Consider the following 24,501-nt stretch of genomic DNA (forward strand, 5'->3'; position numbering starts at 1 on the left):
TGCAGGAGATAGAAGGAGATTGATTGATCTTGCCGATAATCGTAGGGCGCACCCGTACATTACTTGGGGGTTGCAATTGCACGGTCTGGGTGGAAGCTAGAGGTACAGCACGGCTTACGGCGGGGCTGAGGGCAACGGTGAGGCAGGCAATGAAAAAGAAAAAACGTTGAAGTTTCCGGCGGGTAGCCTCCTTCAGTGGCGATGATAGGCATAACACGATTGTTTGAGAACAGCGATGTACACCGAGCAAATTAACCACATCAAATCCTACACGGCAAAGCTAACGGCGGCGATGCCCGATGCCATGAAAGCCTTTTATAGCTTGAGCCGTGCCGCTTCAACCTCCGGTGCCCTTGACACCAAAACCAAAGAGTTGATTGCCCTAGCCATTGGGGTTGCTAAACACTGTGACGGCTGCATTGCCTTCCACACCCGTGCTGCTTTGCATGCGGGCGCAACCCCTGAGGAAATCATGGAAACCCTCATGGTGACTGTAGCCATGGACGGTGGCCCTGCCTTGATGTATGCCACCCACGTGATGGAGGCCCTAGAGGAATTTAGCCAAGAGCAAGCTCAGTAGAAGACCCTCAAACGGCAGTTGTCTCAAGGGGCAGTGGCTCTTCGGGTTCACTGACTTCAAGGAAAATTTCCTTGGCTGGCTCGTCATAGCTAAAGAGTTCGGCATAGCGTCCCCAGTCAATGGCGGTATTGAGCTGGCGATCGGCCTCCTGCGGCGTAAAGTGCCGCTCTAAAATATCCAGCACCAAACTTTCGGGAATGCGGTGGTTTTGCTTGGCCATTAGGAAAGTGTGGATTTGCTGCACAAGGCGGATATGCTTGAGGAGTTGTTGGCGAATAATCAGCTTGCGCTGGTCAATGTCCCCCTGAATAAAGGCATTGCCAGTAGGGGTCACGCTGATATCTCCTTCCTTAAGTTCCACCAGTTCCATCATCTGGGCGGCTTCGACAATGGGCAAAATATCATCTAGCTCCAGTTGCAGCTCTTGGGCAATGCGGTAGAGGTCTTCTTTGCGGTGCTCCAGGAGTTCCAATAGACCAGCGATCGAGCCAATGCGCACATGGGGTAGCAGCGGATAACGCGGTTCTTGACTCCTGGGCAGGGTAGCTGGCTTGGGTTCCAGTTGCTCCAATTCATCCACATGGGGATTGGTGAGAATTTTATAGATACGATCCACGGTGGCTTGAAACTCAAGGTTCTTGCGATCGCGATAGTGGGGCAACGTCACTGGAAAGTCAGCGCGGACGCGACCGGGGTTGCTCCCCAACACAATAATGCGATCGGCGAGAATGACTGCTTCTTCAATGTGGTGGGTGACAATCAAAATGCTCTGGGTGGGAATTTTGTGCTCAAGCCACAGATCGAGAAGTTCAAAGCGCAGGTTCTCTGCTGTCAGCACATCCAAGGCGGAAAATGGCTCATCCATACACAGGAGTTCCGGTTCCACCGCCAAGGCACGGGCAAATCCCACCCGCTGCCGCATCCCCCCCGACAATTCCTTGGGGTAGGCGTTTTCAAAGCCATCTAAGCCAATAATGTCAATCATCCGCAGGGCTTTGCGGCGGCGCGATCGCGGGCCTTCTCCTAGAGCCTTTAGCCCCAACTCCACATTTTCCAAAACCGTTAGCCACGGATAGAGCGCCGAACTTTGAAAGACAATGGCGGCCCCCGGATTCAAGCCCTGCATTGGCTGCTCGCGGTACAAGACCTGGCCAGACGTAGGCGCAACCAAACCCGTAATAATGCGCATCAGGGTTGACTTACCGGATCCCGATGGCCCTAGGAGCGCAACAATTTCCCCCGTGCGCAATTCAAGGTTAATGTTTTCCATAATGCTAATGACCTGACCGTTGGGCTGACGGTAGGCCTTACCCACATCCAGTAAGCGGACGAGCGGTTCCCCTTTGGTTTTGGCTTGCATGGTCCTGCATCCTGTGGCATTTCCACCGTTAACCTACCATGAGGATTCAGGTCTTGGAAAACCTAGGGGACAAAAATTGCCACTAAGGTCGGCGATCGCCGCTTATTTGCGCAATTTTGCATAGCCCCCCTTGGGATTTTAGTGTAAACTGATCAGCGGTTTCTTCACAAAAGGTAACAATTCCGCTATGGGACTCTTTGATGGCCTTTTCCGTCGGGGCAAGCCAGCTGACGCCCAACCCAGCAAAGACTTTTTTCTCGATCCCGATGAAGCCAAGACCTACGGCAACATTGAGTACATGCGTACCCCCAAGGTCGTGAAAAAAACGTTCCCTGCGACTGGCGGTGCCAAAGAAGAGGTAGAGGTGGTGGAGTTGGTTTCCTCCATTGAAAAGGTGAATCCAGAGGCAGAAAACAAAGGTAAACCCGACCCCAGTGTCAGTGATGTGGTGACGCCCCCGGTGGAAGAACAGGAACGCCGTCGCAGCGATCCCAGCTTAGACCTCTTTCGCTCCATGGCCAAAGATCTACGCCGTGGCTAAAGCCTAAAAACCTCTGGGGGTTGGCACTTGCACATGCCAAGGCTGCCCCCTAGGATGAAGACAGCCCTTTTTGCAACGTTTCTCACTCGCCAAGGAACACTTCGGATGAACGCCCTTTGGAGCAGTGCCGCGATCGCCTATCTGCATTATCTCAGCTTTATGGTGGCTTTTGCTGCCCTTGTAGTGGAGCACCTCACCCTGCGCAAGGATATAGACCTTCAACAGGCTTGGCGATTAGTGATTACCGATGCCCTCTATGGCATTGCTGCGGTGACCGTTCTTGTCACGGGCATTTTGCGGGTTCTCTACTTTGGCAAAGGTACCGAGTATTATTTGGCCAACCCCGTCTTTCACCTCAAAGTGGGCTTGTTTATTTTGGTGGGGCTATTGTCGCTGTATCCGACGATCTCTTTTCTACTGTGGATTAAACCGCTGCGGGAAGAGAAGGCTCCCACCCTCGAGTTACCGGCTGTGCAGCGTTTGACTTGGGTGATTCGCGCTGAATTGGCCTTTCTCAGTGCCATTCCCTTTTTGGCAGCGATGATGGCGCGGGGGATTGGTTTGGATTGGATTCAACGGTAATCCTCTTCAGCAGGGGAGCGATCGCCCCTATGATAGATCTTGCTGCCACGGATAAATACGGATGAGTCCTCCCACGATTGAATCCATTCTTCAGGAAAACCGCCTTTTTTATCCCCCTGCTGATTTTGTGGCCAAGGCACGGATCAATTCCCTTGAGGCCTACAGTGCCCTCTGGGAAAAGGCTAAAGCTGATCCCGCTGCCTTTTGGGGCGAATTGGCACAACAGGAATTAGAGTGGTTTCAACCTTGGGATCAGGTGCTGGATTGGCAGCCCCCCAGTGCCAAGTGGTTTGTCAATGGCAAAATCAACATCACCTACAACTGCTTAGATCGCCACCTCAAGACTTGGCGCAAGAATAAAGCGGCCTTGATCTGGGAAGGAGAACCCGGTGATAGCCGCACCTTCACCTATGCCCAACTGCACCGCGAAGTCTGCCAATTTGCCAATGTCCTGAAACAACTGGGGGTGAAAAAGGGCGATCGCGTCGGCATTTATATGCCAATGATTCCAGAGGCAGCCATTGCCATGCTGGCCTGTGCGCGGATTGGCGCCCCCCACTCAGTAGTCTTTGGGGGGTTTAGTGCCGAAGCCTTGCGCGATCGCCTCATTGATGCCCAAGCGAAGCTGGTGGTTACGGCTGACGGTGGCTGGCGCAAAGATGCCATTGTGCCCCTCAAGGATCAAGTGGATAAAGCCCTAGCCCATCAGGCAGTTCCCACCGTTGAAAATGTCTTAGTGGTGCAGCGCACGCAGCAGCCAGTGACCATGGTGCCCGGTCGCGATCACTGGTGGCATGATCTGCAAAAGGGGGTCAGTGCTGACTGTCCTGCCGAACCCATGGACAGCGAAGATTTACTCTTTATTCTCTACACCTCTGGCTCCACCGGCAAACCCAAGGGCGTTGTCCACACCACAGCGGGTTACAACCTCTATACCCACATCACCACTCAATGGGTCTTTGACCTCCAAGATACCGATGTCTATTGGTGTACCGCCGATGTCGGCTGGATTACGGGTCACAGCTACATTGTCTATGGACCGCTGTCCAATGGGGCAACCACCCTCATGTATGAAGGGGCACCCCGCGCCTCCAATCCCGGTTGCTTCTGGGATGTGATTGAGAGGTATGGGGTTACTATTTTCTACACGGCCCCCACGGCTATTCGTGCCTTCATTAAAATGGGCGAACACTTGCCCCGCGCACGGAACCTCTCCTCCTTGCGCCTCTTGGGAACCGTGGGTGAACCCATTAACCCCGAAGCATGGATGTGGTACTACCGCGTCATTGGCGGTGAGCGCTGTCCCATTGTGGATACGTGGTGGCAAACGGAAACAGGGGGGCACATGATCACCTCACTGCCGGGGGCAATTCCGATGAAACCCGGCTCTGCCACCAAGCCTTTTCCGGGGATTCTCGCTGATGTTGTGGATTTCGAGGGCAACCCTGTCGGCGTCAATGAGGGTGGCTATCTGGTGATTCGTCACCCTTGGCCGGGGATGATGCGCACGCTGTATGGAGATCCCGATCGCTTCCGCCGCACCTATTGGGAACACATTCCGCCTCGTGATGGCCAATATGTTTACTTTGCTGGCGATGGTGCCCGCAAGGACGAAGATGGCTACTTTTGGGTGATGGGACGGGTTGACGATGTGATCAATGTCTCCGGTCACCGCTTGGGCACGATGGAAATTGAATCGGCATTGGTCTCCCATCCTGCTGTTGCTGAAGCAGCCGTTGTTGGTAAACCCGACGAGATCAAAGGGGAAGAAATCGTTGCCTTTGTAATTCTTGAAGAATCGGCTACCCCCAGCAATGCCCTCCAACAGGAATTGAAGCAACACGTTGTCAACGAAATTGGTGCCTTGGCCCGTCCGGCGGAGATTCGCTTTACCGATGCCCTGCCCAAAACGCGATCGGGCAAAATCATGCGGCGGCTCCTACGTTCGCTTGCTGCCGGCCAAGAGGTATCTGGGGATACTTCAACGTTGGAAGATCGGTCAGTGCTGGATAAGTTGCGCCAAGGGGCTTGAGAGTCTCCCCTATCAATGAGCTTATAATTGATAGGTAATGGCAAGTGGCATCCGCACAAAAACGCTGGTTCTTTTAACAACGGCGGCCATTTTAGGGGGCGGTCTCTTTCTATTTGAGCAACAACTACCCACGCCCAACAGCAGTCATACGCAAACTCCAAAGCCCCTCTTTAACTTTCAAGAGGCGGATGTTGTGGCTTTGAAGATTATTGCCCCTGATTACAGCCTAAACCTGAAAAAGTTGGCTACAGGTAACTGGGTGATTGATCGGGAAAAGCAAACCCCCGCAGAAGAGGGCACGGTTGTCTTCTTATTAAACTTATTGGCCACAGGTCAGCGCGATCGCTCTCTCGATGTGCCTACTGAACGTGCCGCGGATTATGGCCTTGCTCCCCCCATGGCCACTGTGGATATCACCCTTAAAGATGGCCAGCAGCACCGTTTACACTTGGGGGACACCACCTTTGACGGCCTCAAGCTCTACGCGGCAATTGACCCGCCAGCGGAACCCCGCGAAAAAATGACGGTGACCCTCGTTCCCCTTGATCTTAAAAATGCCCTTCAGCGCCCCCTACAGGAATGGGAGCGTCAGCAAGCAGCAAACTAGAACGCTGTGAATTCTAGCACGACTCACCAAAAGCTCGTCAAAATATAGAAGCATAGTAAACTATCGAGTGGACATTAGCCATGGGATTCTTCGGATTCAAAAAGTTGACAATGCCTAGCCCCAGTGCCGCTCTACCCGGCCGAGCAGAACCCATGCCCGTGCCAAAGGCTCACTGGGTTAATGGTCATCCCCTCACCCCTCCCTATCCCGAAGGCATGGAATTAGCGATGTTTGGTATGGGCTGCTTTTGGGGGGCTGAGCGCAAGTTTTGGCAGGTACCGGGCGTCTATGTCACCGCTGTGGGCTACGCTGGCGGCTATACGCCCAATCCCACCTATGAAGAGGTGTGCACGGGCATGACAGGTCACAACGAGGTGGTGCGCGTGGTCTTTGACCCCCAGAAGGTGACCTATGAAGAATTGCTCAAGGTCTTTTGGGAAAACCATGACCCCACCCAAGGTATGCGCCAAGGCAATGATGTGGGGACGCAGTATCGCTCTGGTATTTACTACTATTCCCCTGAGCAAAAAGCCCTTGCCGAGGCCAGTCGCGATCGCTACCAAGCAGCCCTAAAAGCTGCAGGTTACGGCACGATCACCACTGAAATTCTGCCAGCGCCTGAATTTTACTTTGCCGAACCCTACCACCAGCAATATCTCCACCGCAATATCAATGGCTACTGCGGCCTTGGGGGCACAAAGGTTCCCTACGAACTGATGAGCGCCACCCCCAGCGCTTAGTGGAGATTGAGGCGATAGGGCATACGGGGACGGTAAGCATCGCTAAAGTTGGTTTGACTGACAGTGGCATTGTTTAACTGTGCCCACTGCATAGTGGCTTGCTCAAAAGTGGCACCGCTGAGATTGGCGCGGCGAAAATCCCCATAGCGGACATCGGCTCCCGTGAAGTTGCTGTTGCTGAAATTGGCACGGCGGGCACGACTATGGCGCAAAATCGCACGGCTCAGGTTAGCACCACTGAGATTGGCCTGTTCTAGGTTAGTTCGTTCTAAATAAGCGGCCGTGAGGTTGGCATTACTCAGATTTGCCCCTACCAAATTGGCCACCATCAGGTTGGTATCCTGGAGGTTGGCGCCCTGAAGATTGGCACCGCGCAAATTTGCCCCTGCTAAGTTATAGCCCCGTAAATCGACATTCCGCAGATCACAGCCGGGACAAGCATTGGTTTGCACCAGTTGCTGCATGGGGGAAGGTATAGCAAAGGCAGCACCGCTGGTAAGGGCTGCACTAATCATTGCTGTTGCGATGAATGCCTGCTGGTTCACATCCACATGCTCCTGCCACGCTAGAGAGACTTTAGCACAAGTCCTAAGAATTTAGCCGTTAGCGGCGGGAGCGCTGATGTCGTTGTTGCCAATCCTTAGCACTGCGAACGGCCAACCACAACAGGAGTAAGGCAATCAACCCGCCCTGCTTGGGTGCCCTGAGGGCAAATAAAATTAACAGCGTACACAGGATATCCTGCCCGACAATCACCCAGCGGGGTAACTTCCCCAGCCGATAAAACCAACCCACCTGCACCAATTGCAACACAAAGGCAAAAAGACCACTGAAGGTACCAATGAGCCACTGGGGTGTATCTGTTGCTGTTGCCACGGTCATGCCAAGGAGAGCACCCACAAGGGGGCTAAAGCACAATTGCACAAGGATAATCAGGCGGTAGCCCCAGACATTGCCTGCCAAGAATATCTCAAGAAACGACCAAGCGGTTAAAACACCAACCACTCCATAGGGGGAGAAATGGCGCAGTAAAGGCACCTGCGACCAGAGTTGGTCTCCTTGTAATAGACCAATCAACAGGAGGGGAAGTGCCAGTCGTAGCCCGCCGGCCGCTGCTGCTGAAAGAATCGCTAGAACTTCTAGCATGATGGCTCTATGGGTTTTAAGATATTGGGGAGGGTTTCCCACAGGCGATCGCACACTGTTTGTGGGGTATCTTCCGCCGTAATTCTTAGCTCTAAATCTGCCTGAGCATAGAGGTATTGACGCGCTTGCAGCAGTTCACTCAAGCGTTGCTCCAGGGGCTGTTCCTGCAACAGGGGACGTTCCTGATCTTGGCGCAGACGTTGACAGAGCACCGCAAGGGGAACATGAAGCCAGACCACAATGCCATGCCGCAAATAACTCCAGTTCATCGGGTTGAGGACAATGCCACCACCAGTGGCCACGACCAAATGATGATAACTAGAGACTTGTGCTAAGACCTGTTGTTCCAACTCCCGAAAGGCAGGCTCTCCCTCTTGGGCAAAGATCTCGCGAATCGGTCGTTGGCGAAACTCCGTAATCACTGCATCTGTATCCACAAACCCGTAGCCCAAGCGTTGAGCCAGTATCCGACCCGTAGTGGTTTTACCGGCACCCATCATGCCCACAAGATAGATATTGACTCCTCCAAGGCGTTCTTGCAGTTCCATAGATAACCATTTCTCGACACCGCCAAATCAGCACTTTAACCTAAATATGGAGGTCTTCTCACCATTCCCATGTCCCAGCCCAATCCCTACGTGACACTACAGGTGGCAGTAACGGCCACCCAAGCCGAAATTAAGGCCGCCTATCGGCGCCTAGTAAAGCAATATCACCCCGACTACCATCCTAGCGATCGCTCCAGCCATGAGCGGATGGCCGCCATTAACGCCGCCTACGAAATCTTGGGGGATGAGCAGTGTCGGCAGGCCTATGATGCCCAGCACCGTGTCCACCAAACAACTGCTAGACCAGATGTGCAGCGTTTCCAGGCTGCCGATCGCGAGCTAGAGCAATGGCTGGCCTTCACCTACAACCCTGTGAGTCGGATTATTGAGGCGGTCTTGGGATCGCTCCCCCGCCAGATTGATGCCCTTGCAGCTGATCCCTTCGATGATGACCTCATGGATCATTTTCTGACCTACTTGCAGGACTGTCGTCGCGCGCTTACCCGCGCCCGCTATACGTTCCAAGCCCAACCCAACCCCGCTGCCGTGGCCAAGGTGGCAGCCCACCTCTATTACTGTTTGAATCAACTGGTGGATGGTCTTGATGAGCTAGAACAATTTAGCCACAGTTACGACGATCGCTATTTGCACACGGGGCAGGAACTCTTTCGCATTGCCCATCGCCTCTTCGCAGAGTGTCGGCTTGTCCGCTAAACTGGAAAGAATCAGCATCCCAGCATGGCAGCAAGATTCAGCAGCAATTATGAAACATACCCTATCGGTTTTGGTGGAAGATGAGGCGGGTGTGCTCACTCGTATTGCCGGTTTATTTGCGCGGCGGGGCTTTAATATCGAAAGCTTAGCGGTAGGCCCTGCGGAGCAAATTGGCATCTCCCGCATTACGATGGTGGTGCCCGGCGACGATGCCATCATTGAGCAATTAACCAAGCAACTCTACAAGCTGATCAATGTCCTCAAGGTGCAGGATATTACCACGATTCCCTGTGTGGAACGGGAACTAATGCTCCTGAAGGTGAATGCCACCGCCAGCACCCGCTCTGAAATCTTGGAACTGGTACAAATCTTCCGTGCCAAGGTGGTGGATGTGTCCGATGATTCCCTGACTATTGAGGTGTCGGGTGACCCCGGCAAGATGGTGGCCATTGTCCAAATGCTGAATAAATTTGGGATTCGCGAAATTGCCCGCACCGGGAAAATTGCCCTTGTGCGCGAGTCCGGGGTGAATACGGAATACCTAAAATCCCTGGAGGCACGGGTCTAATTGGTGGGGAAAGATCGCTGGTTATTACTTGCACTGGGGGCGATCGCCCTCAGTAGCTGTACCGCAACAGAGTCCCCTTCGACAAACAATAATTCGTTGCCCCTTGGGGTTGCCCTCGCTCAAACCGGTAATGCTGCTCTCTACGGCCAAGAGGCACTACAAGGGGTGCAGGTCGCCGGGGAATTTTTCAACCAAGCCGGCCAGATCAAGGGGCAGACCCTACGGCTGGTCATTCAGGATACCGGCAGTGATGAAGCGGGGGCAGTGAATGTTTTTCAAACCTTGATCAATCGCGATCGCGTGATTGGCATTGTTGGCCCCACCCTCTCGCAGCAGGCTTTTAGTGCCGATCCCATTGCTGAGCAGGCCGGTGTCCCAGTAGTCGCTCCTTCCAACACCGCCCGTGGCATTCCCGAAATTGGTGTCTTCATTAGTCGCGTCTCCGCAGGGGTGGATGTAGTGGCGCCCACGGCGATTCAAGCGGCCCTTCAGGTTAATCCCAACATTCGCCGAGTTGCTGTCTTTTTTGCCCAAGATGATGCCTTTAGTCGCTCAGAAACCGAAATTTTTCAAAAAGCCATTCGCGAGAATCCCAAGCTTGAATTGGTGACCGTTCAGCAAACGCAAACCACAGATACCAACTTCCAAGCCCAAATCAATGCCACCCTCAATCTCAAGCCTGATTTAATTGTCATCTCCGGTTTAGCAGCGGACGGTGGTAATCTCATTCGCCAACTGCGGGAATTGGGCTACCAAGGGTTAATCTTGGGGGGCAACGGTGTCAATACTGTCAACGTTTTCCCCGTTTGTCGTCGCCTCTGTAATGGCGTTTTGGTTGCCCAAGCCTATAATCCCGAAAACCCCGATCCAATGAATGTCCAGTTCCGCGACGCCTTTGAAGCCAAATATCGCCAAGCCCCCTCGCAGTTTAGTGCCCAAGGCTTTACGGCAGTTCAAGTCTTTGTGGATGCCTTAGCGCGACTATCTCAAGAAAAGAACTTGTCGGAAGTCCCCCTTGCAGATTTGCGTCAAGCCTTAAATGAAGAGATCCTCAAGGGAGTCTATGAAACACCTCTTGGGGAAATTCGCTTTACCCGTGAGGGCGAAGTGCTGCAACGCTTCTTTTACGTTGGCCAGATTGAGATGAGTGAGGATGGCCAAACTGGGAAATTTAGTTTAGTGAAAAAAGTTGAACGCTAAGCATCTAAACTCTCAATACACCAATAAAATCAATCATTTATTTATTAGCTCTATTGCAGCTATCTGCATGACTTTATTGCTAATACAGCTACTCAACTACAACCCGCCGAGGGGCTTACCTGGGTTTTCAGACATATTATTTTATATTTTATCCATCGAATTATCAGAGTCGTATTTATGAATGGATACAGGAAAATATAGAGAATCAAAAGATTCTCAATGTAGGCCTTCGCAGCTATGGACTCTTCAATTTTCCTTTTAGCAACGAGGTAATTGACGGAGGCTCACCTGCAACATGGAAGCCCCAAAAGAGTGATTTACAAAACTATGATTACTTAGCGGTTTCAATCGATCCCTTCACAGGCGAAATATCTCAGGAGCTTGCTGCCTTCCTACAGGCGCCAAAAAATTACAAAATTGTTTATAGGGATCAGCTATCCGCTGTTCTGAAGCGCCTCTCATAATCAACGATCACTCTAACAAGGTTAGCGGACTGCTAATTCAGCAGCTTCACGGGGTTTCTTACTGCGCCAGAGGAGACGAATTGGGGTGCCTCGAAATCCTAGTTGTTGGCGAATTTGCCCTTCAATGTAGCGGCGATAGTTGTCCTTGAAGAGTTTGGCATCGTTGACAAAAATCGCAAATGTTGGCGGCTGGGTGGCGACTTGGGTGGCGTAGTAGATTTTGCCCTGGCGGCCTTGGCGAGTTGCGGGGGGCGTATGCCAGCGTAGGGCTTCTTGAATCACTTCATTCACCACGGCTGTACTGACCCGCCGCCGATGTTGTTCAACTGCCGCATCCACCGCCGCAAAAATCTTGTCAAGGCGTTGACCCGTATGGGCACTGACAAAAAGGGCATCTGCCCAGTCAAGGAAATTCAATCGCTGATACAGGCGATCGCGATAGGTATTAATCGTATAGGTATCCTTTTCAGGAACGGCATCCCACTTGTTCACAATCAGGACACAGGCGCGCCCCTGATCGGTAATGTGCCCCGCCAAGCGTTGATCCTGTTCGGTAATTTCTTCAAGGGCATCCAACACCAACAGCACGACATCGGAGCGGTGAATCGCCTTAAAGGCACGATGGACGCTAAACATCTCAGGCCCATAGGCCACATGACCCCGTTTCCGAATACCGGCGGTATCAATGAAGCGATACTGGATGCCATTGTGTTCAATCACGGTATCAATGGCATCACGAGTGGTTCCGGAAATCGGACTGACAATCGCGCGATCGCTCCCAATCAGGGCATTGAGCAAGCTGGATTTACCCACATTGGGACGACCGGCAATGGCCACCTGGATCTCCGGTGCCTCAGGGAGGGTTTCCCCCGCCGGCAAGTAGGTAATCAATTGATCCAGCAACTCCCCTGTACCGCTGCCGTGGATACTGGAAATTGGGTAGGGTTCTCCCAGCCCCAGTGACCAAAACTCCGCCGCCTGTACTTGCCCCATCTGGCGCGACTCGCATTTATTCACCGCCACTAAAACGGGTACGGGAAGCTGGCGCAACCACGCAGCAATGTCATAGTCAAGAGCTGTCGGCCCTGCTTGACCATCCACCACAAAAATTGCTGCCGTGGCTTCCTGAAGGGCGAGTTCTGCCTGCTGGCGAATCAAGGGTAAGAAGTCACTGTCATCATCAAAGACTAAGCCCCCGGTATCCACGACCAGAAATTCCCGATCTTGCCAAAAGGCCGGTCGGTAGGTGCGATCGCGAGTAACACCGGGTTCATCGTGGACAATGGCATCCCGTTCCCCCGCAAGACGATTCACCAGTGTTGACTTGCCCACATTGGGGCGACCCACAACGGCAACAATGGGTAATGCCATATGGAGTGACGTTCGCAAAAATCAGGTTCTGGTCAAGAACTAGAGTTCAAATTGGCTGCTCCGCTTGTACTGCTGGTAAGCCGCAAAGAAAAGACCCGCCAAGGTGACCGGAATCAAGCCAAGAACAATGCCACACAACAAAGGTTCAATCATGGTCTGACTCTACACATGAACTCCATTCCTCACGATACACTATTTGTTAAGGTCTGTATTGGCTTCTACCCCTGTTGAATTTCCCTCTCTCTCTCCCGCAGATAGCCCACCACGCTATGGCCAAATCACCGTTGCAGTACTTCTTGAAACTCTTTGTCCCAGCAACGGCAATTCTAGTTGCAATTCTTGCTCCCATTTACCTCGCCCAACGCCAACATATTTTCCGCGATCTACAATTGCGGGAGGAAAGCAAAGTCGAGCGGGGCAGCCTCATCCTCACCACTTACCTAGACATATTAATTAGTGATGTTCTCAGTATCGCCACAATCCATGGCTTCGGTGACCTTAGGGTCAACGCATCCAGTACAGCAGAATTACAGGAATTGGAGCAGGATCTCCAAAATTGGCTGCTCTCAAAGCACACCTACGATCGCCTGTATTTTTTGACCCCCAACGGGGACATCAGACTGAGCCTTGCTTTGGGTCATAACTTGAGCATTAGGGTAGATCACCCATCCCCAGACCCACAAGTGTTGCAGAACTATTGGCCGGTGATGCGCCAACTGCGACGCAACGAAGTGTTTGTCTCCCCCTTTGACATTGAAGTTCAACCAAATGAGGCACCTTCCCTAGCGGCAAACCCGATTCTTTATGTCGGCACACCGGTTTATACCCGTCAGCAACAACTGGTGGGTTTTTTAGTTGTCCGTTATCGGGCAGCGAATCTACTCAACACATTGATCAATGGGTGTCGTGGCCTCTATGGCAGTTGTCTTTTGGCCAATAGTCAAGGCTACTGGATTTTAGCAGAGCGCACCAGCCATGAATGGGGCTTTCGATATCCGGAGCGACAGCATCTCACTGTAGAGCATCTCTACCCTGAGTTGTGGCAACACATGCAATCTCAACCCACAGGCAGTCTCATTGGTCAATCGGGCCTCTTTGCCTATCACTGGGTACTGCCTCTGAAGCCGCATCATATTTCTGCTGATCCCGTCAGCGGCACGCCTCTCTATCAGAACGAATATCGGTTGTGGGTGATTTCCCACATCGCGCCCAATGTGATTGAGCGGCAGTTGCACCCCTTGAATTTACAGTTTCTTTTTTTATTCCTCATTCTTTGGGCAGCGAGTGGCGTAGGCCTAGCCATTATCACAGCGGATCATTGCCGTAAGCAGAAGCTGCATCAACTCCTTGAGGCCAGTGAAGCGCAGTTTCGCAGTGTCAGTGAAATGGCGCCCGTCGGGATTTTTACAGCAGATGTTAATGGTCGTAGCACTTTTCTCAATCAAACACTACTTAACCTGCTAGAGGTCAAAACACAAGCAGAGGCAGAAGCCCACTGGATAGAACGCATCCACCCAGAGGATCGCGATCGCCTGCTTGCCGCTTGGGAGCGCTGCCAAAAAGAACACCAGCCCCTCAATGAGCCATTTCGCCTGTCCTACCCCGACGGTAGAGTGCGTTGGGTGAATGCCCGCGTCATTCCCATTATCGAAGACGGCAAGGTAATGAATTTCGTCGGTACATGGGAAGATATCTCGCAAATGATGCAGCAACAGCAACTCCTAGAGGAAGCCCGTAAAGCGGCCGAGGATGCCAGCCGTGCCAAGAGTCAGTTTTTGGCAACAATGAGCCACGAAATCCGCACCCCCATGAATGCCATCATTGGCTTGACAGGATTACTGCTGGATACCCCTCTCAATCCGCAGCAGCAGGAGTTTCTCAACACGATTCGCCTCAGTGGTGATGCCCTGCTGACAATCATCAACGACATTCTTGACTTCTCTAAAATTGAGTCCGGCAAGCTGGAGCTAGAGGCCTATCCCTTTAATTTGCGCACCTGCGTCGAAGATGTTCTTGACCTCATGGCCAGTCGTGCCGTTGAGCGACGCATTGAGCTACTTGCTCATGTTGATCCTGATATTCCGGTTCATGTCATCGGCGATATGGGACGGCTGCGGCAAGTATTGGTGAATCTGATTGGCAACAGCATCAAGTTTACCCAAAGTGGCGAAGTGATTCTCCATCTCAAGGGCCAGCCCAGCCATCAGTACGAGTTTTTGCCCAACTACTATGAATTTCTCTTTGCGATTCAGGATACGGGGGTGGGTATCACCCCAGAGGGGATGCAGCGACTCTTCAAACCCTTTAGCCAAGTGGATGCTTCGATTACCCGCCACTACGGGGGGACGGGTTTAGGATTAGCGATTTGCCAGCGGCTGGTGGAGCGCATGAATGGCCGCATTTGGTTAGAGAGCAAAACTCAGAACACACCCTTGATCGTGGGTGGCAACCCACCGCCCCACTACGAATCCATTCCCATCAAGGAGACGGGGTCAGTCTTTTATTTCACGGTGCGGCTGCTCCTGAATGCTAATGCTAAGGGGCACGCCATGGAGCAAGAATCCTACTTGAAAGATCGCTCGGTGCTGATTGTGGATGACAATGCCACCAACCGCCAAATTCTGGCGTTGCAAACCAAGGGATGGCAAATGAAATCCTTGATTGCCGAGAATGGCCAGCAGGCATTGACACTGCTGAAAACGCAATTGCCTCCGGATGTGGCCATTTTAGACCTGCAAATGCCAGAAATGGATGGCTTGACCCTCGCCAAGGAAATTCACAAGACGTATCCAGAAATTCCCCTGATTTTGCTCACCTCCCTCGGCAATTCCCTTGGGGCAGAGCAATCACCATTGTTTCATGCCCTCATTAGTAAACCCGTAAAGCAATCCACCCTCTACAATGTCCTCAATGATCTCTTTAGCCATACACCGAAGCCCGTTGAGGCCAAGACCAACAAGAGCAGCACCGTGTCCATTGACAGTCTGAAACAGGATTTGCCACCCCTGCGCATTCTTGTGGCGGAGGATAATAAGGTGAATCAGATGGTGGCATTACGGATTTTGGAGAAATTGGGTTATCGCGGTGATATTGCGGCTAATGGCTTGGAAGTGCTGGATGCGGTGCAGCGGCAACCCTATGATGTAATCTTAATGGATATGCAAATGCCGGAGATGGATGGGGTAACGGCTACGCGAGAGGTCATTGACCTGTTTCAGCGCTTAAATCAACCTCGTCCTCGGATTATTGCGATGACCGCCAATGCCATGGAGAGCGATCGCCAGCTTTGTCTCGATGCCGGTATGGATGACTATGTGAGCAAGCCCATTAACCTTGAAGACTTGATGCGTGCCCTTCGTCAGTGCCATCCCCTCCAGACCTCAACAACTTAACATTTAGCGATAGACTAAAGGAGATAGATTAACTGGTTCTTAATTCTAGTCAGGAATAAATAATTATCTATGGTTACCCCCGAACAACTGACCACCTTAATTCAATCCAGCTTGCCCGATGCCTTTGTGCAAGTGCAGGATTTGACCGGGGGTGGCGATCATTACGAAGCTGTAGTGGTCTCTGCCGCTTTTGAGGGTAAGCGACTGGTGCAGCAGCACCAATTGGTCTATAGCAGCCTTAAGGATCTCATGGCTAGCAATGAACTCCACGCCCTTGCCCTCAAGACCTATACCCCCCAGCAATGGGCACAACGCCAGTGATTTAGAATGCAATCTATTGCTGTTCTTTTGTAACTTGTGAACTCAAGAGGGAAAGCCAACGATGACACCCGAACTCTACGCCAAAATTGATCACCTCGTCAAAAGCAACAAAATCATTGTCTTTATGAAGGGCAGCAAGCTGATGCCCCAATGCGGGTTTTCGAACAATGCGGTACAAATCCTGAATGCCCTCGGCGTCCCCTATGAAACGGTGGATGTCCTTGAGGATTTTGAGATTCGCCAAGGGATTAAGGAGTATTCCAATTGGCCAACCATTCCTCAAGTGTTCATCAATGGTGAGTTCATTGGTGGCTCGGACATTCTCATTGAGCTATATCAAAGTGGTGAATTACAACAATTGGTTGAGGTGGCCTTAGCTTCATAGTTTTTTCTCACCTTCACTGACGCTAAAAAAATCCCCCATTGCTGGGGGAGCTTCATCTGTTCAACAACCTTCACCCTTCGGCCTAGCAAGTGGCGAATTAGCCAACGTTTACTTTGACGACGCGATTTTTCTCTTCTTCCGCTTTCGGCAGGGTCAGGTGCAGGATGCCATCTTTGTATTCGGCTTTGACATCGGTGTTTTGAATCCGCACTGGCAGAGGAATGACCCGTTGGAATTTACCGTAGCGGAATTCGGTGCGTTTGATACCGTTGCTTTCGCTTTGGCTTTCAGATTTACGCTCGCCACTGACAGAGACCGCATCGGCCGTGACTTGAATATCTAAGTCTTTGGCCTCCATGCCAGGCAGTTCAATTTTTAGAAGCAAGGCCTCAGGGGTTTCTTCGAGTTCGGCTGCCGGCAGGAAGCTAAGGTCATTGCGGCGTTCGGTCAAGGGAATCAATTCATCAAATAGACGATTCATTTGGCGTTGTAGTGCATCGATTTCGCGGAACGGTTCCCAACGAACGAGTGCCATACGCTTATCCTCCTGTCTTCTTTAAGGTTTCAGATTGCCCACGGGATAGTTACAGAGAGAACAGCACCCACAATTAACTTTGTTTTTTTCCTTGGTATTGCTTGGGCTTATTCCCTCTGCCTACCTTCACTATAGAGGATGCAAGTCTTGATACAAGTGGGGTTTAACGATCTCTCCAAGTGCCTTTTCCCGAACCTGTATGATCCTCATGGGAAAATTAAGGAAACATTAAACCTTGTTCGCCAAAAGGTTATCAACAGGGATTTCTTGCAGAACGGCTTGGGCGTTGGCGATCGCTAGTGTCCCCCGCAGAAAACCAATATTCGCCCCCGGACACAGATAACTCAAGGACCTCTGCCGACAGAAGGCTTTTAATGCCTCAACGCTGCGCAGTTGTCGAGGCCAGTGGAAAGTGGTCGCCGTTTTAATCGGTGCCAATTCTCCCCTAGGCGTAGGGAGTAGGTGACGACCGCTAAAGAGAACGCCTCCTTGGCCAGACCAATAGACACAGGCGCTGCCGGGGGAGTGACCGGGTGTCCAGAGGATTGCGAGGGTTTCACTGATGGCTAGATGGTGGTTAAACGGGGTTACCGTCACTTGGGGCAGAAGATAGGCTTCTTGAGCATGGATGATCACTTCACAGTTAAAGGTGCGCTGCATCTCACGAACGCGGGCGATCGCCCCTCGATGGGTAAGAATGAGGCGCTGAACGCCACCCTGCTCCCTGAGCCAATTTTGGCTGCTATCTGTCCAAGGGGGGGAATCAATAAGGGTATTGCCATCATTTTCTACAATGAGATAAGCAGTGCCTCCCAGCGTCTCGCGGTTTGGTGGAAACCCGTAAACCATGGGCAATACAAGGCGGGGCGGTTTCTGTTGTTGAGCCACAGGTATCGACATCATGACATGGATTTCCCTTATTGTATTGGGTTTGATCTTGGTCTTTATTGTCCGCCAGAGTGCTGCCCGTGTCAGTCGAACCCCTTGGTGGCTCCTATGGCTGGTGCTGATGTTGCCAGCATTTTTTATTGGGGGTTGGATGCTGCTTTTAGGGAATACCCCTGTGCCGTCGGGATGGTTGATCCTTGTTTTTGTCACCAGTTCGGTGCTCTATCTTGTGCTTTTGCGCCGAGGCCAGCCCTCCTTACCGGCGGCGTCACCCCCACCGCCAACACCGACGGAAAATGGCAAGCTCCTCAATCAGGATGAAGAAACGCAATTGCAGAGCTGTTTCCCTTGGGGCATGTATTACCTGCAACAAATTGAGTATCGTCCGCAGGCGGTGATCTGCCGGGGGCAAATGCGCGGGGATGCCAACCAAGTCTATGAAACCGTGGAGCGCAATATTGCCCAACGCTTTGGCGATCGCTTTTTGGTCATGTTTCAAATGGGTTTGAGTAATAAGCCCTTTTTTGCCTTGATTCCCCGCGATCGTCTGCCCCAGCCCCAACAGCTTTTTCGTCCCGGTCTCAGCCTTGGCCTTTTGGCCTTAACCTTTCTCACCACCACCGTTGCTGGCTTGGCACTCGTGGCCCCTGAGTTGACGGCGGCGGAACTGCGACTCAACCCCAGTTTGCTCTGGCAGGGGTTACCCTACAGTGTCAGTCTGCTGTTGATTTTGGGCATTCATGAACTGGGACACTTTGCCACTGCGTGGTATTACCGCGTTAAAGCAACGCTGCCCTACTTTATTCCCCTGCCCTTTGCGATGGGCACACTGGGGGCCTTTATCCAGATGCGATCCCCTGTTCCCCATCGCCGTGCCCTTTTTGACATCAGTATTGCAGGCCCCATTGCTGGGTTGCTCGTGACGCTACCGATTCTAGTTTGGGGGTTACAGCAGTCCGAGGTGGTGCAACTGCCCGCCAATGCGTCGCAGCAGCCCCTCAATCCCCAAGTGTTTAGTCCACGCATTTCGATTTTCTTTGCCCTGATTGCTAAAGCCATTTTTGGTGCTGCCCTCAAGAGTGACAGTGCGCTACACCTCCATCCCATGGCAGTGGCGGGGGTGCTGGGCTTGGTAGTGACGGCTTTGAACTTGATGCCGGTGGGTCAATTGGATGGGGGGCACATTGTCCATGCGATGTATGGCCATCGAGCGGGGGCAGTAATTGGCCAAGTCAGCCGTTTACTGGTGCTGATTCTCTCCTTTATTCAACCGTGGCTCTTTGTTTGGGCACTGATCCTGTTCTTTATGCCCGCCTTTGATGAACCTGCCCTCAATGATGTCAGTGAATTGGATAACTGGCGCGATGCCCTTGGCTTGATGGCACTGGTGTTGCTATTGCTAATTATTTTCCCGGTACCGGCACCCCTTGCGGGTCTACTACTGCCGACATACCCAGTGCCATAGGGGATGACCTTGCCCTTGCTGACGAATGCGCAGGACTTGTTTTTCTAGGCGTTGCTGCCACCGGGGGGATCTGCCCCAGAAAATGTTGCGGGTCTGCCAGTACAGAACGCTTAGGGTCATGCCAATGCACAGCGCCAACCCGATCGCCGGCAGCCGATTGAAGAGAATGCCATAGCGCAAGGCTGCCCACGTAAAGTGCTCGCGCATCAAGCTAATTTCATAACGGAAGCCCCAGAGACTCAATGTGCCGACAGTTAGCCAAAGAAAGAGGACGACACTCCAGCGCATGAGAACGGTAAAGCGATGCAGGCGATCCACCTGCTGCCGAAATTCTGACTCAAGGCCTTGGGGCATTCGCGATTGCTCGTTAGCAGACATCTCTCTTCTCTATCGTATCTTTTTGCAGCTTTTTCACCATCCAATGCTTAGTTTGCAAGGGGATACCTTCTCAGGACACAACTGAACCCAGGCACTCAATTTTATCTTTGTGGCACACTGTTGAGAAACAATGCCAGTGAAGAGGAGCTTCCGATGCCAAGCGTGAGTTTGCTGCGGGCAACATCCTATGACCTTGATCGTCTCAGTGCCTCCCTTGAGGAACTCCTAGCGCCCTTAGGGGGAATGGCGGCGATCGTTCAACCGGGCGATCGCGTGCTGCTCAAGCCGAACTTACTCACCGGCGCACGGCCAAAACACGAATGCGTCACTCGCCCAGAACTGGTCTATTGCGTCGCTAAAATGGTGCAGGCGGTGGGGGGACAACCATTTCTAGGGGATGGGCCTGCCTTTGGTTCGGCATTGGGAGTCGCCCGTAACAATGGCTATTTGCCCTTTATTCAGGAATTGAATTTGCCCGTCATTGAATTCCATGGCGATCGCTATGCCACCGACAATCCTGAATTTGCCCACCTGCGCCTGAGCAAAGAAGCGATGGCTGCCGATGTCGTCATTAACCTACCCAAGGTGAAATCCCATGTGCAACTCACCCTCACCCTTGGGGTCAAGAATCTCTTTGGCTGTGTCCCCGGCAAAATGAAGGCCTGGTGGCATATGGAAGCGGGTAAGGATGCCGATCGCTTTGGCCGTATGCTTGTCGAAACCGCACGGGCGATCGCCCCCGACCTCACGATTGTGGATGGCATTATCGGCCATGAAGGCAACGGCCCCAGTGGGGGAACGCCGCGCCCCCTGAATATTTTGGGTGCCAGTCGTGATGTTTTTGCCCTCGATCGCGCCCTTGTGGCTATCCTCAATGTGGATCCTGAGCGCATGCCTACCCAACGCGCCGCCACCGCCCTCGGCTACAACTATGACCTCAGTGAGATTGCGTTTCCCTTGGCACAGCCCCATGAATTGGCGATTCGCGATTGGCAACTGCCGCAGCAGATGATGCCCATTGACTTTGGCGCGCCGCGTGTCCTCAAATCCACCTTCAAACATCTCTATATTCGCTGGATCAAAGAACCCCTCACTGCCTATAGCCAAAAAGCCTAAGTTCTCACGAGGAACAGCCTTTGATAAGCTAAGGGAATGCAGTTGGGGAGAACCGTCCTTGAGCTTTGACTACGATCTCGTAATTATCGGTGCTGGTGTGGGGGGACATGGGGCTGCCCTGCATGCCGTCAGTGTCGGTCTGAAAACGGCCATTGTCGAAGCCGCAGAGATGGGGGGCACCTGCGTCAATCGCGGCTGTATTCCCTCAAAGGCTCTCCTTGCGGCAGCCGGACGGGTACGGGAACTGCGCCAAGCCAGTCATTGGCAAGCCCTCGGCATTCAACTGGGGCAAGTGAGCGTGGATCGCGCTGGCGTTGCTGCCCATGCCACCAATCTGGTGCAAAAGATCCGCAGTGATCTCACCAACAGTCTCAAGCGTCTCGGTGTGGATACGCTCATTGGCCGAGGCAAAGTGGCGGGTTCCCAAAAAGTGAGTATCAGCACCCCCACAGGGGAAAAAATTGTTACCGCCAAGGACATTATCATTGCCACGGGGTCAGTGCCTTGGGTGCCCCCCGGTATTGAAGTGGATGGCAAAACCGTCTATACCAGTGACGATGCCATTAAGCTGGATTGGTTGCCGCAGTGGGTGGCGATTATTGGCAGTGGCTACATTGGCCTAGAATTTGCCGATATTTACACCGCCCTCGGCAGCGAAGTGACAATGATTGAGGCGCTGGATCAACTGATGCCCACCTTTGATCCAGATATTGCCAAACAGGCACAGCGGGTCTTGATTGCCCCTCGCGACATTGAAACCTACAGCGGTACGCTAGCCAAGCGGGTGATTCCCGGTAGCCCAGTAGTCATTGAATTGGCAGACGCAAAAACCAACGAAGTGGTGGATGTTCTAGAGGTGGATGCCTGCCTTGTGGCCACGGGTCGCATTCCTGCCACTCAAGATATTGGCCTAGAGAGGGTGGGCGTCAGCACCGATAAGCGTGGCTTTATCCCCGTCAATGAGTATTTGGCGGTAACAAAAAAAGGGAAACCCGTTCCCCACCTGTGGGCGATCGGTGATGCCACAGGGAAAATGATGCTTGCCCATGCCGCTTCGGCGCAGGGGATTGCTGTTGTTGAAACAATTGTTGGGCGGCCTCGCCAAGTGGATTATCGCAGTATTCCTGCGGCGGCCTTTACCCATCCAGAAATCAGCTTTGTCGGCTTGACCGAACCCCAAGCGCGCGAGCTAGGAGAAAAAGAAGGTTTTGAGGTACAAGTGGCACGCACTTACTTTAAGGGCAACTCCAAGGCACTGGCGGAAACAGAAACCGATGGCCTAGCCAAGGTGATCTTCCGTGCGGATACAGGCGAGCTACTGGGGGCGCATATCTTTGGTCTCCATGCTTCGGATTTAATTCAAGAGGCGGCCAATGCCATTCGCGATCGCCAAACCGTGAGCCACTTAGCCTTCAATGTCCACACCCATCCCACCCTCTCTGAAGTTCTTGATGAAGCCTTTAAGCGTGCCCACGAGATGGTGACCCACCGCTGAACTTGCTACGATAAAGTTTGGAGTCTTTCAGGAGTGGGTGATGACACAGGCCACACAACCCGCCAAGGGAATTATGATGACCGAAGCTGCCCTCAAGCACGTGCTCGAACTCCGCGATCAGCACGGCAAAGACCTATGCTTGCGGGTCGGCGTCAAAGGGGGTGGCTGCTCGGGGATGTCCTACACGATGGACTTTGAAGACCCCGCCAATATCCGTCCCGATGATGAAGTCTTTGACTATGATGGCTTCAAAGTGGTCTCCGATCCCAAGAGTATGCTCTACATCTATGGCTTGGTGCTCGACTACAGCAACGCCCTTATTGGTGGCGGCTTTAAGTTTACGAATCCCAATGCCACCCAAACCTGTGGCTGTGGTACCTCATTTTCTGCCTAAGGAGTCCTGCCCTTGACCACATCTCAACCTGTGAGTGACGTTGAGCGTCAATTTGAGGCGGCGATCGCCCGCTACAAAGAAGGGGCACCGCCTGCGGAACTAATTCCCACATTCAAAGAGATTTGCCAGCGTGCTCAAAAAAGTAGCTCTGCTTGGACCTGCTTGGCGTGGCTCTATCTCCTCGATGACAAGCCCCAATCTGCCTTAAAGGCTGCTCAAAAAGCGGTCAAGCTGAATCCTGAAGACCCCCAAGCCCGCATTAACCTTGCGGTGGCGATGCTAGAAACAGGACAAAAGGGTGTTCGTCCCCACATTGAATTGGCACAAACCGTTGTTGCTGCTGTGGCTGAGCTGCGCCAAGAGGTCATCGATAACTTTGCCGACGGTCTGAAGCGCAAACCCGATTGGGAGAGCCTTGCCCGTGTTAAACAGTGGGTACTGGGAGAATAGCCATGGCACGGCTGCGGGAAGTGCTCAATTGGTTCTTGGTGGCGGATACTTTCTTTGTCCTTGCCAGTTTTGGCTGGTTTGTGATTGCCCTTGTGGGGCGCTCCTTAGAGCTACCCCTTGGCTTTGACCTCTGGATTAGCCTCTGGGAACCCCTCTTTATGCCCGCTATTGGCATCTTAATGGCTGCCGCCCTCATTAGCGGTACCCTCAGCTATGTGCAAAACCGCTGGCTGCTGCGCTCTGTTGGCAGTGACTTGCGATCGCGGGATTAATCGTTAAACTTGTTCTGCTTCCACATCTACCGTCGTAGGGATGTTGGGCGATCGCCGACTTTTAATCCGCTCCACCAGCAATTGTGTTAGCTCACTGGCAAGGATCACCATGACCGTGACATCATCCAACTGGCCAATGATCGGCACCAAGTCTGGTGAAATATCCAAAGGACTGAGCAAATAGATCAAGCTGGCGGCAATGATAAACCAGCGATACTTAGGATGCCGCAACACATTCCGATACCAGTTGTAGAAGCCGCTCATGGAGTATCCACCTTGAACCCTGCTCCTATTCTGGCATAGGGACTCAATTGGCCTAGGTGGGGAAAACCGTCCCCGGCTAATCAAAGTAAAAGAGCGTCACCACCTTATGCTGCTCTTCCGCTAGCTCACAGGCTTGCAGTAGCGTGTGGCTATCGTGGAAAGCAAAACAAATCAGTTGCTGGCAGCGGGAAATAATTTCCTGATTGCAGAGGGAGCTGGCTTCTGCGAGGGGCAGGTGATCATTTTCGGGCTTTTCCACCAAGTGCATCACCTTATCCAGTTGTTGGCGGGACTCGCGAGGCTGGCGCTCGAGACTTTGGGGCAAGATCACCGTTAGCAAATTGGGGTCTGCCCGCATGGCTCCCCGAATCGCCGCCGCATTGGTTCCAACGGCACCTGAGGTCATCAAGCGGTTACCCGCCAGCACAAGGGCATAACTCATCATTTCAATGAGGTGCTGATGCGTAATCGGGACATGACGCGAGCCAAGGAGCGCAATCCGCTTAGGACCAGAGTCTTGGATTGTCGCTAGTTCTTGCAAAAACTCATCAATTTGGGGAGAATCAATGCCCGGAAGATTAGTCGCCTGCGTCAAGAGAGTATCTCATGTGCTACGGAACGACGCTATTTTAGCATTTTGGCCTTCAATTCTAGTAGGGGGCAATCCAGTTACCAACTGCCTAAAGTCCCCCC

29 protein-coding genes are annotated in these 24,501 nt (G+C 52.5%); 18 read left to right on the forward strand and 11 right to left on the reverse strand.

Annotated features, from left to right (window positions below; genetic code table 11):
- The first annotated feature begins 235 nt into the window (after positions 1-235).
- Entirely contained in the window at positions 236-580 is a 345-nt protein-coding gene (locus IGQ15_RS03735; RefSeq protein ID WP_297048765.1) for a carboxymuconolactone decarboxylase family protein, read from the forward strand.
- 7 nt (positions 581-587) lie between these two features.
- On the opposite strand, the gene IGQ15_RS03740 is transcribed toward IGQ15_RS03735, so the two are convergent.
- The gene (locus tag IGQ15_RS03740) at positions 588-1,940 is read right to left on the reverse strand and encodes a nitrate/sulfonate/bicarbonate ABC transporter ATP-binding protein (RefSeq protein ID WP_297048766.1); all 1,353 of its coding nucleotides are present in this window, start codon (positions 1,938-1,940) and stop codon (positions 588-590) included.
- A 187-nt stretch (positions 1,941-2,127) separates the two neighbouring features.
- Between IGQ15_RS03740 and IGQ15_RS03745 the strand changes: the two genes are divergently transcribed.
- The 5 genes from IGQ15_RS03745 (at position 2,128) to msrA (ending at position 6,442) form a co-directional block, all read left to right on the forward strand.
- Complete coding sequence (locus tag IGQ15_RS03745) at positions 2,128-2,481, forward strand: hypothetical protein (RefSeq protein ID WP_297048767.1); 354 nt, start codon at positions 2,128-2,130, stop codon at positions 2,479-2,481.
- A gap of 105 nt (positions 2,482-2,586) precedes the next feature.
- On the forward strand, positions 2,587-3,063 hold the full coding sequence (locus IGQ15_RS03750) for a DUF2214 family protein (RefSeq protein WP_297048768.1): 477 nt from the start codon (positions 2,587-2,589) through the stop codon (positions 3,061-3,063).
- A gap of 61 nt (positions 3,064-3,124) precedes the next feature.
- Positions 3,125-5,095 carry an acetate--CoA ligase gene (gene acs, locus IGQ15_RS03755; protein WP_297048769.1) on the forward strand — a complete coding sequence of 657 codons (1,971 nt, stop codon included), beginning with the start codon at positions 3,125-3,127 and terminating at the stop codon, positions 5,093-5,095.
- Between the two features lie 37 nt (positions 5,096-5,132).
- Positions 5,133-5,702, forward strand: coding sequence for a DUF4340 domain-containing protein (locus IGQ15_RS03760; protein WP_297048770.1), 570 nt, complete (start codon positions 5,133-5,135; stop codon positions 5,700-5,702).
- 80 nt (positions 5,703-5,782) lie between these two features.
- Positions 5,783-6,442: a peptide-methionine (S)-S-oxide reductase MsrA gene (gene msrA / locus IGQ15_RS03765; RefSeq protein ID WP_297048771.1), complete on the forward strand. Its 660-nt coding sequence runs from the start codon at positions 5,783-5,785 to the stop codon at positions 6,440-6,442.
- On the opposite strand, the gene IGQ15_RS03770 is transcribed toward msrA, so the two are convergent.
- Genes IGQ15_RS03770 through IGQ15_RS03780 form a run of 3 tightly spaced genes read right to left on the reverse strand, consistent with a single transcriptional unit; the run spans position 6,439 to position 8,136 of the window.
- Complete coding sequence (locus IGQ15_RS03770; protein ID WP_297048772.1) at positions 6,439-6,987, reverse strand: pentapeptide repeat-containing protein; 549 nt, start codon at positions 6,985-6,987, stop codon at positions 6,439-6,441. The genes msrA and IGQ15_RS03770 overlap by 4 nt on opposite strands.
- 58 nt (positions 6,988-7,045) lie before the next feature.
- Positions 7,046-7,588 (reverse strand): DUF4126 domain-containing protein, encoded by a 543-nt coding sequence (locus tag IGQ15_RS03775; protein ID WP_297048773.1) that lies wholly within the window; start codon positions 7,586-7,588, stop codon positions 7,046-7,048.
- A complete protein-coding gene (locus IGQ15_RS03780) occupies positions 7,582-8,136 on the reverse strand; it encodes a shikimate kinase (protein WP_297048774.1) in 555 nt (184 codons plus the stop codon). Before IGQ15_RS03780 ends, IGQ15_RS03775 begins: the two co-directional genes overlap by 7 nt.
- 69 nt (positions 8,137-8,205) lie before the next feature.
- Between IGQ15_RS03780 and IGQ15_RS03785 the strand changes: the two genes are divergently transcribed.
- The 3 genes from IGQ15_RS03785 to IGQ15_RS03795 are packed head-to-tail and all read left to right on the forward strand — an operon-like array spanning position 8,206 to position 10,618.
- Positions 8,206-8,850 carry a J domain-containing protein gene (locus IGQ15_RS03785; protein WP_297048775.1) on the forward strand — a complete coding sequence of 215 codons (645 nt, stop codon included), beginning with the start codon at positions 8,206-8,208 and terminating at the stop codon, positions 8,848-8,850.
- Between the two features lie 49 nt (positions 8,851-8,899).
- Positions 8,900-9,418 (forward strand): acetolactate synthase small subunit, encoded by a 519-nt coding sequence (ilvN, locus tag IGQ15_RS03790; RefSeq protein ID WP_149817577.1) that lies wholly within the window; start codon positions 8,900-8,902, stop codon positions 9,416-9,418.
- Positions 9,419-10,618, forward strand: coding sequence for an ABC transporter substrate-binding protein (locus IGQ15_RS03795; RefSeq protein ID WP_363315775.1), 1,200 nt, complete (start codon positions 9,419-9,421; stop codon positions 10,616-10,618).
- A 485-nt stretch (positions 10,619-11,103) separates the two neighbouring features.
- On the opposite strand, the gene der is transcribed toward IGQ15_RS03795, so the two are convergent.
- Both der and petG read right to left on the reverse strand, forming a co-directional pair.
- Positions 11,104-12,453, reverse strand: a complete 1,350-nt coding sequence (gene der, locus IGQ15_RS03800; RefSeq protein WP_297048779.1) for a ribosome biogenesis GTPase Der — start codon at positions 12,451-12,453, stop codon at positions 11,104-11,106.
- Positions 12,454-12,492: 39 nt separating this feature from the next.
- The gene (gene petG / locus IGQ15_RS03805; RefSeq protein ID WP_297048780.1) at positions 12,493-12,606 is read right to left on the reverse strand and encodes a cytochrome b6-f complex subunit V; all 114 of its coding nucleotides are present in this window, start codon (positions 12,604-12,606) and stop codon (positions 12,493-12,495) included.
- A gap of 116 nt (positions 12,607-12,722) precedes the next feature.
- On the opposite strand from petG, the gene IGQ15_RS03810 reads away from it, so the two are divergent.
- The 3 genes from IGQ15_RS03810 to grxD all read left to right on the forward strand — a co-directional run bounded on the left by IGQ15_RS03810 (position 12,723) and on the right by grxD (position 16,551).
- Positions 12,723-15,845, forward strand: coding sequence for a response regulator (locus IGQ15_RS03810; RefSeq protein ID WP_297048782.1), 3,123 nt, complete (start codon positions 12,723-12,725; stop codon positions 15,843-15,845).
- A gap of 69 nt (positions 15,846-15,914) precedes the next feature.
- On the forward strand, positions 15,915-16,166 hold the full coding sequence (locus IGQ15_RS03815; RefSeq protein ID WP_149817589.1) for a BolA family transcriptional regulator: 252 nt from the start codon (positions 15,915-15,917) through the stop codon (positions 16,164-16,166).
- A 61-nt stretch (positions 16,167-16,227) separates the two neighbouring features.
- A complete protein-coding gene (gene grxD / locus IGQ15_RS03820) occupies positions 16,228-16,551 on the forward strand; it encodes a Grx4 family monothiol glutaredoxin (protein WP_297048784.1) in 324 nt (107 codons plus the stop codon).
- Between the two features lie 97 nt (positions 16,552-16,648).
- Here grxD and IGQ15_RS03825 read toward each other — a convergent pair whose 3' ends face one another.
- The gene (locus tag IGQ15_RS03825) at positions 16,649-17,086 is read right to left on the reverse strand and encodes an Hsp20/alpha crystallin family protein (RefSeq protein ID WP_297048786.1); all 438 of its coding nucleotides are present in this window, start codon (positions 17,084-17,086) and stop codon (positions 16,649-16,651) included.
- Positions 17,087-17,314: 228 nt separating this feature from the next.
- On the reverse strand, positions 17,315-17,989 hold the full coding sequence (locus IGQ15_RS03830; protein ID WP_297048788.1) for an MBL fold metallo-hydrolase: 675 nt from the start codon (positions 17,987-17,989) through the stop codon (positions 17,315-17,317).
- On the opposite strand from IGQ15_RS03830, the gene IGQ15_RS03835 reads away from it, so the two are divergent.
- Positions 17,988-19,439, forward strand: a complete 1,452-nt coding sequence (locus IGQ15_RS03835; protein ID WP_297048791.1) for a site-2 protease family protein — start codon at positions 17,988-17,990, stop codon at positions 19,437-19,439. The genes IGQ15_RS03830 and IGQ15_RS03835 overlap by 2 nt on opposite strands.
- On the opposite strand, the gene IGQ15_RS03840 is transcribed toward IGQ15_RS03835, so the two are convergent.
- Positions 19,413-19,817 carry a hypothetical protein gene (locus IGQ15_RS03840; protein WP_297048792.1) on the reverse strand — a complete coding sequence of 135 codons (405 nt, stop codon included), beginning with the start codon at positions 19,815-19,817 and terminating at the stop codon, positions 19,413-19,415. The genes IGQ15_RS03835 and IGQ15_RS03840 overlap by 27 nt on opposite strands.
- Before the next feature lie 153 nt (positions 19,818-19,970).
- On the opposite strand from IGQ15_RS03840, the gene IGQ15_RS03845 reads away from it, so the two are divergent.
- From IGQ15_RS03845 to IGQ15_RS03865, 5 genes are read left to right on the forward strand one after another with little or no spacing between them, the layout of a single operon-like run.
- Complete coding sequence (locus IGQ15_RS03845) at positions 19,971-20,933, forward strand: DUF362 domain-containing protein (RefSeq protein ID WP_297048794.1); 963 nt, start codon at positions 19,971-19,973, stop codon at positions 20,931-20,933.
- 58 nt (positions 20,934-20,991) lie between these two features.
- Positions 20,992-22,428 (forward strand): dihydrolipoyl dehydrogenase, encoded by a 1,437-nt coding sequence (gene lpdA, locus IGQ15_RS03850; protein ID WP_297048796.1) that lies wholly within the window; start codon positions 20,992-20,994, stop codon positions 22,426-22,428.
- A gap of 40 nt (positions 22,429-22,468) precedes the next feature.
- Complete coding sequence (locus IGQ15_RS03855; RefSeq protein WP_190278155.1) at positions 22,469-22,822, forward strand: iron-sulfur cluster assembly accessory protein; 354 nt, start codon at positions 22,469-22,471, stop codon at positions 22,820-22,822.
- A gap of 12 nt (positions 22,823-22,834) precedes the next feature.
- The gene (locus tag IGQ15_RS03860) at positions 22,835-23,272 is read left to right on the forward strand and encodes a tetratricopeptide repeat protein (protein ID WP_297048800.1); all 438 of its coding nucleotides are present in this window, start codon (positions 22,835-22,837) and stop codon (positions 23,270-23,272) included.
- A 2-nt stretch (positions 23,273-23,274) separates the two neighbouring features.
- Positions 23,275-23,544, forward strand: a complete 270-nt coding sequence (locus IGQ15_RS03865) for a hypothetical protein (protein WP_297048802.1) — start codon at positions 23,275-23,277, stop codon at positions 23,542-23,544.
- A gap of 3 nt (positions 23,545-23,547) precedes the next feature.
- Here the strand turns inward: IGQ15_RS03865 and IGQ15_RS03870 are convergent, their stop codons facing one another.
- Both IGQ15_RS03870 and IGQ15_RS03875 read right to left on the reverse strand, forming a co-directional pair.
- The gene (locus IGQ15_RS03870) at positions 23,548-23,808 is read right to left on the reverse strand and encodes a DUF1232 domain-containing protein (protein WP_297048804.1); all 261 of its coding nucleotides are present in this window, start codon (positions 23,806-23,808) and stop codon (positions 23,548-23,550) included.
- A 76-nt stretch (positions 23,809-23,884) separates the two neighbouring features.
- The gene (locus IGQ15_RS03875) at positions 23,885-24,403 is read right to left on the reverse strand and encodes a DNA recombination-mediator protein A (RefSeq protein WP_297048806.1); all 519 of its coding nucleotides are present in this window, start codon (positions 24,401-24,403) and stop codon (positions 23,885-23,887) included.
- Positions 24,404-24,501: the final 98 nt, after the last annotated feature.

Source organism: Thermosynechococcus sp. M98_K2018_005, from assembly GCF_015295825.1.
Lineage (GTDB): Bacteria > Cyanobacteriota > Cyanobacteriia > Thermosynechococcales > Thermosynechococcaceae > Thermosynechococcus.

What these genes read in the sequence shown, in the direction of transcription:
- IGQ15_RS03735 (WP_297048765.1), top strand. Translation starts at nt 236, where the DNA reads ATGTACACCGAGCAAATTAACCACATCAAATCCTACACGGCAAAGCTA.
- IGQ15_RS03740 (WP_297048766.1), bottom strand. Translation starts at nt 1,940, where the DNA reads ATGCAAGCCAAAACCAAAGGGGAACCGCTCGTCCGCTTACTGGATGTG.
- IGQ15_RS03745 (WP_297048767.1), top strand. Translation starts at nt 2,128, where the DNA reads ATGGGACTCTTTGATGGCCTTTTCCGTCGGGGCAAGCCAGCTGACGCC.
- IGQ15_RS03750 (WP_297048768.1), top strand. Translation starts at nt 2,587, where the DNA reads ATGAACGCCCTTTGGAGCAGTGCCGCGATCGCCTATCTGCATTATCTC.
- acs (WP_297048769.1), top strand. Translation starts at nt 3,125, where the DNA reads ATGAGTCCTCCCACGATTGAATCCATTCTTCAGGAAAACCGCCTTTTT.
- IGQ15_RS03760 (WP_297048770.1), top strand. Translation starts at nt 5,133, where the DNA reads ATGGCAAGTGGCATCCGCACAAAAACGCTGGTTCTTTTAACAACGGCG.
- msrA (WP_297048771.1), top strand. Translation starts at nt 5,783, where the DNA reads ATGGGATTCTTCGGATTCAAAAAGTTGACAATGCCTAGCCCCAGTGCC.
- IGQ15_RS03775 (WP_297048773.1), bottom strand. Translation starts at nt 7,588, where the DNA reads ATGCTAGAAGTTCTAGCGATTCTTTCAGCAGCAGCGGCCGGCGGGCTA.
- IGQ15_RS03780 (WP_297048774.1), bottom strand. Translation starts at nt 8,136, where the DNA reads ATGGAACTGCAAGAACGCCTTGGAGGAGTCAATATCTATCTTGTGGGC.
- IGQ15_RS03785 (WP_297048775.1), top strand. Translation starts at nt 8,206, where the DNA reads ATGTCCCAGCCCAATCCCTACGTGACACTACAGGTGGCAGTAACGGCC.
- ilvN (WP_149817577.1), top strand. Translation starts at nt 8,900, where the DNA reads ATGAAACATACCCTATCGGTTTTGGTGGAAGATGAGGCGGGTGTGCTC.
- der (WP_297048779.1), bottom strand. Translation starts at nt 12,453, where the DNA reads ATGGCATTACCCATTGTTGCCGTTGTGGGTCGCCCCAATGTGGGCAAG.
- petG (WP_297048780.1), bottom strand. Translation starts at nt 12,606, where the DNA reads ATGATTGAACCTTTGTTGTGTGGCATTGTTCTTGGCTTGATTCCGGTC.
- IGQ15_RS03810 (WP_297048782.1), top strand. Translation starts at nt 12,723, where the DNA reads ATGGCCAAATCACCGTTGCAGTACTTCTTGAAACTCTTTGTCCCAGCA.
- IGQ15_RS03815 (WP_149817589.1), top strand. Translation starts at nt 15,915, where the DNA reads ATGGTTACCCCCGAACAACTGACCACCTTAATTCAATCCAGCTTGCCC.
- grxD (WP_297048784.1), top strand. Translation starts at nt 16,228, where the DNA reads ATGACACCCGAACTCTACGCCAAAATTGATCACCTCGTCAAAAGCAAC.
- IGQ15_RS03825 (WP_297048786.1), bottom strand. Translation starts at nt 17,086, where the DNA reads ATGGCACTCGTTCGTTGGGAACCGTTCCGCGAAATCGATGCACTACAA.
- IGQ15_RS03835 (WP_297048791.1), top strand. Translation starts at nt 17,988, where the DNA reads ATGACATGGATTTCCCTTATTGTATTGGGTTTGATCTTGGTCTTTATT.
- IGQ15_RS03830 (WP_297048788.1), bottom strand. Translation starts at nt 17,989, where the DNA reads ATGATGTCGATACCTGTGGCTCAACAACAGAAACCGCCCCGCCTTGTA.
- IGQ15_RS03840 (WP_297048792.1), bottom strand. Translation starts at nt 19,817, where the DNA reads ATGTCTGCTAACGAGCAATCGCGAATGCCCCAAGGCCTTGAGTCAGAA.
- IGQ15_RS03845 (WP_297048794.1), top strand. Translation starts at nt 19,971, where the DNA reads ATGCCAAGCGTGAGTTTGCTGCGGGCAACATCCTATGACCTTGATCGT.
- IGQ15_RS03855 (WP_190278155.1), top strand. Translation starts at nt 22,469, where the DNA reads ATGACACAGGCCACACAACCCGCCAAGGGAATTATGATGACCGAAGCT.
- IGQ15_RS03865 (WP_297048802.1), top strand. Translation starts at nt 23,275, where the DNA reads ATGGCACGGCTGCGGGAAGTGCTCAATTGGTTCTTGGTGGCGGATACT.
- IGQ15_RS03870 (WP_297048804.1), bottom strand. Translation starts at nt 23,808, where the DNA reads ATGAGCGGCTTCTACAACTGGTATCGGAATGTGTTGCGGCATCCTAAG.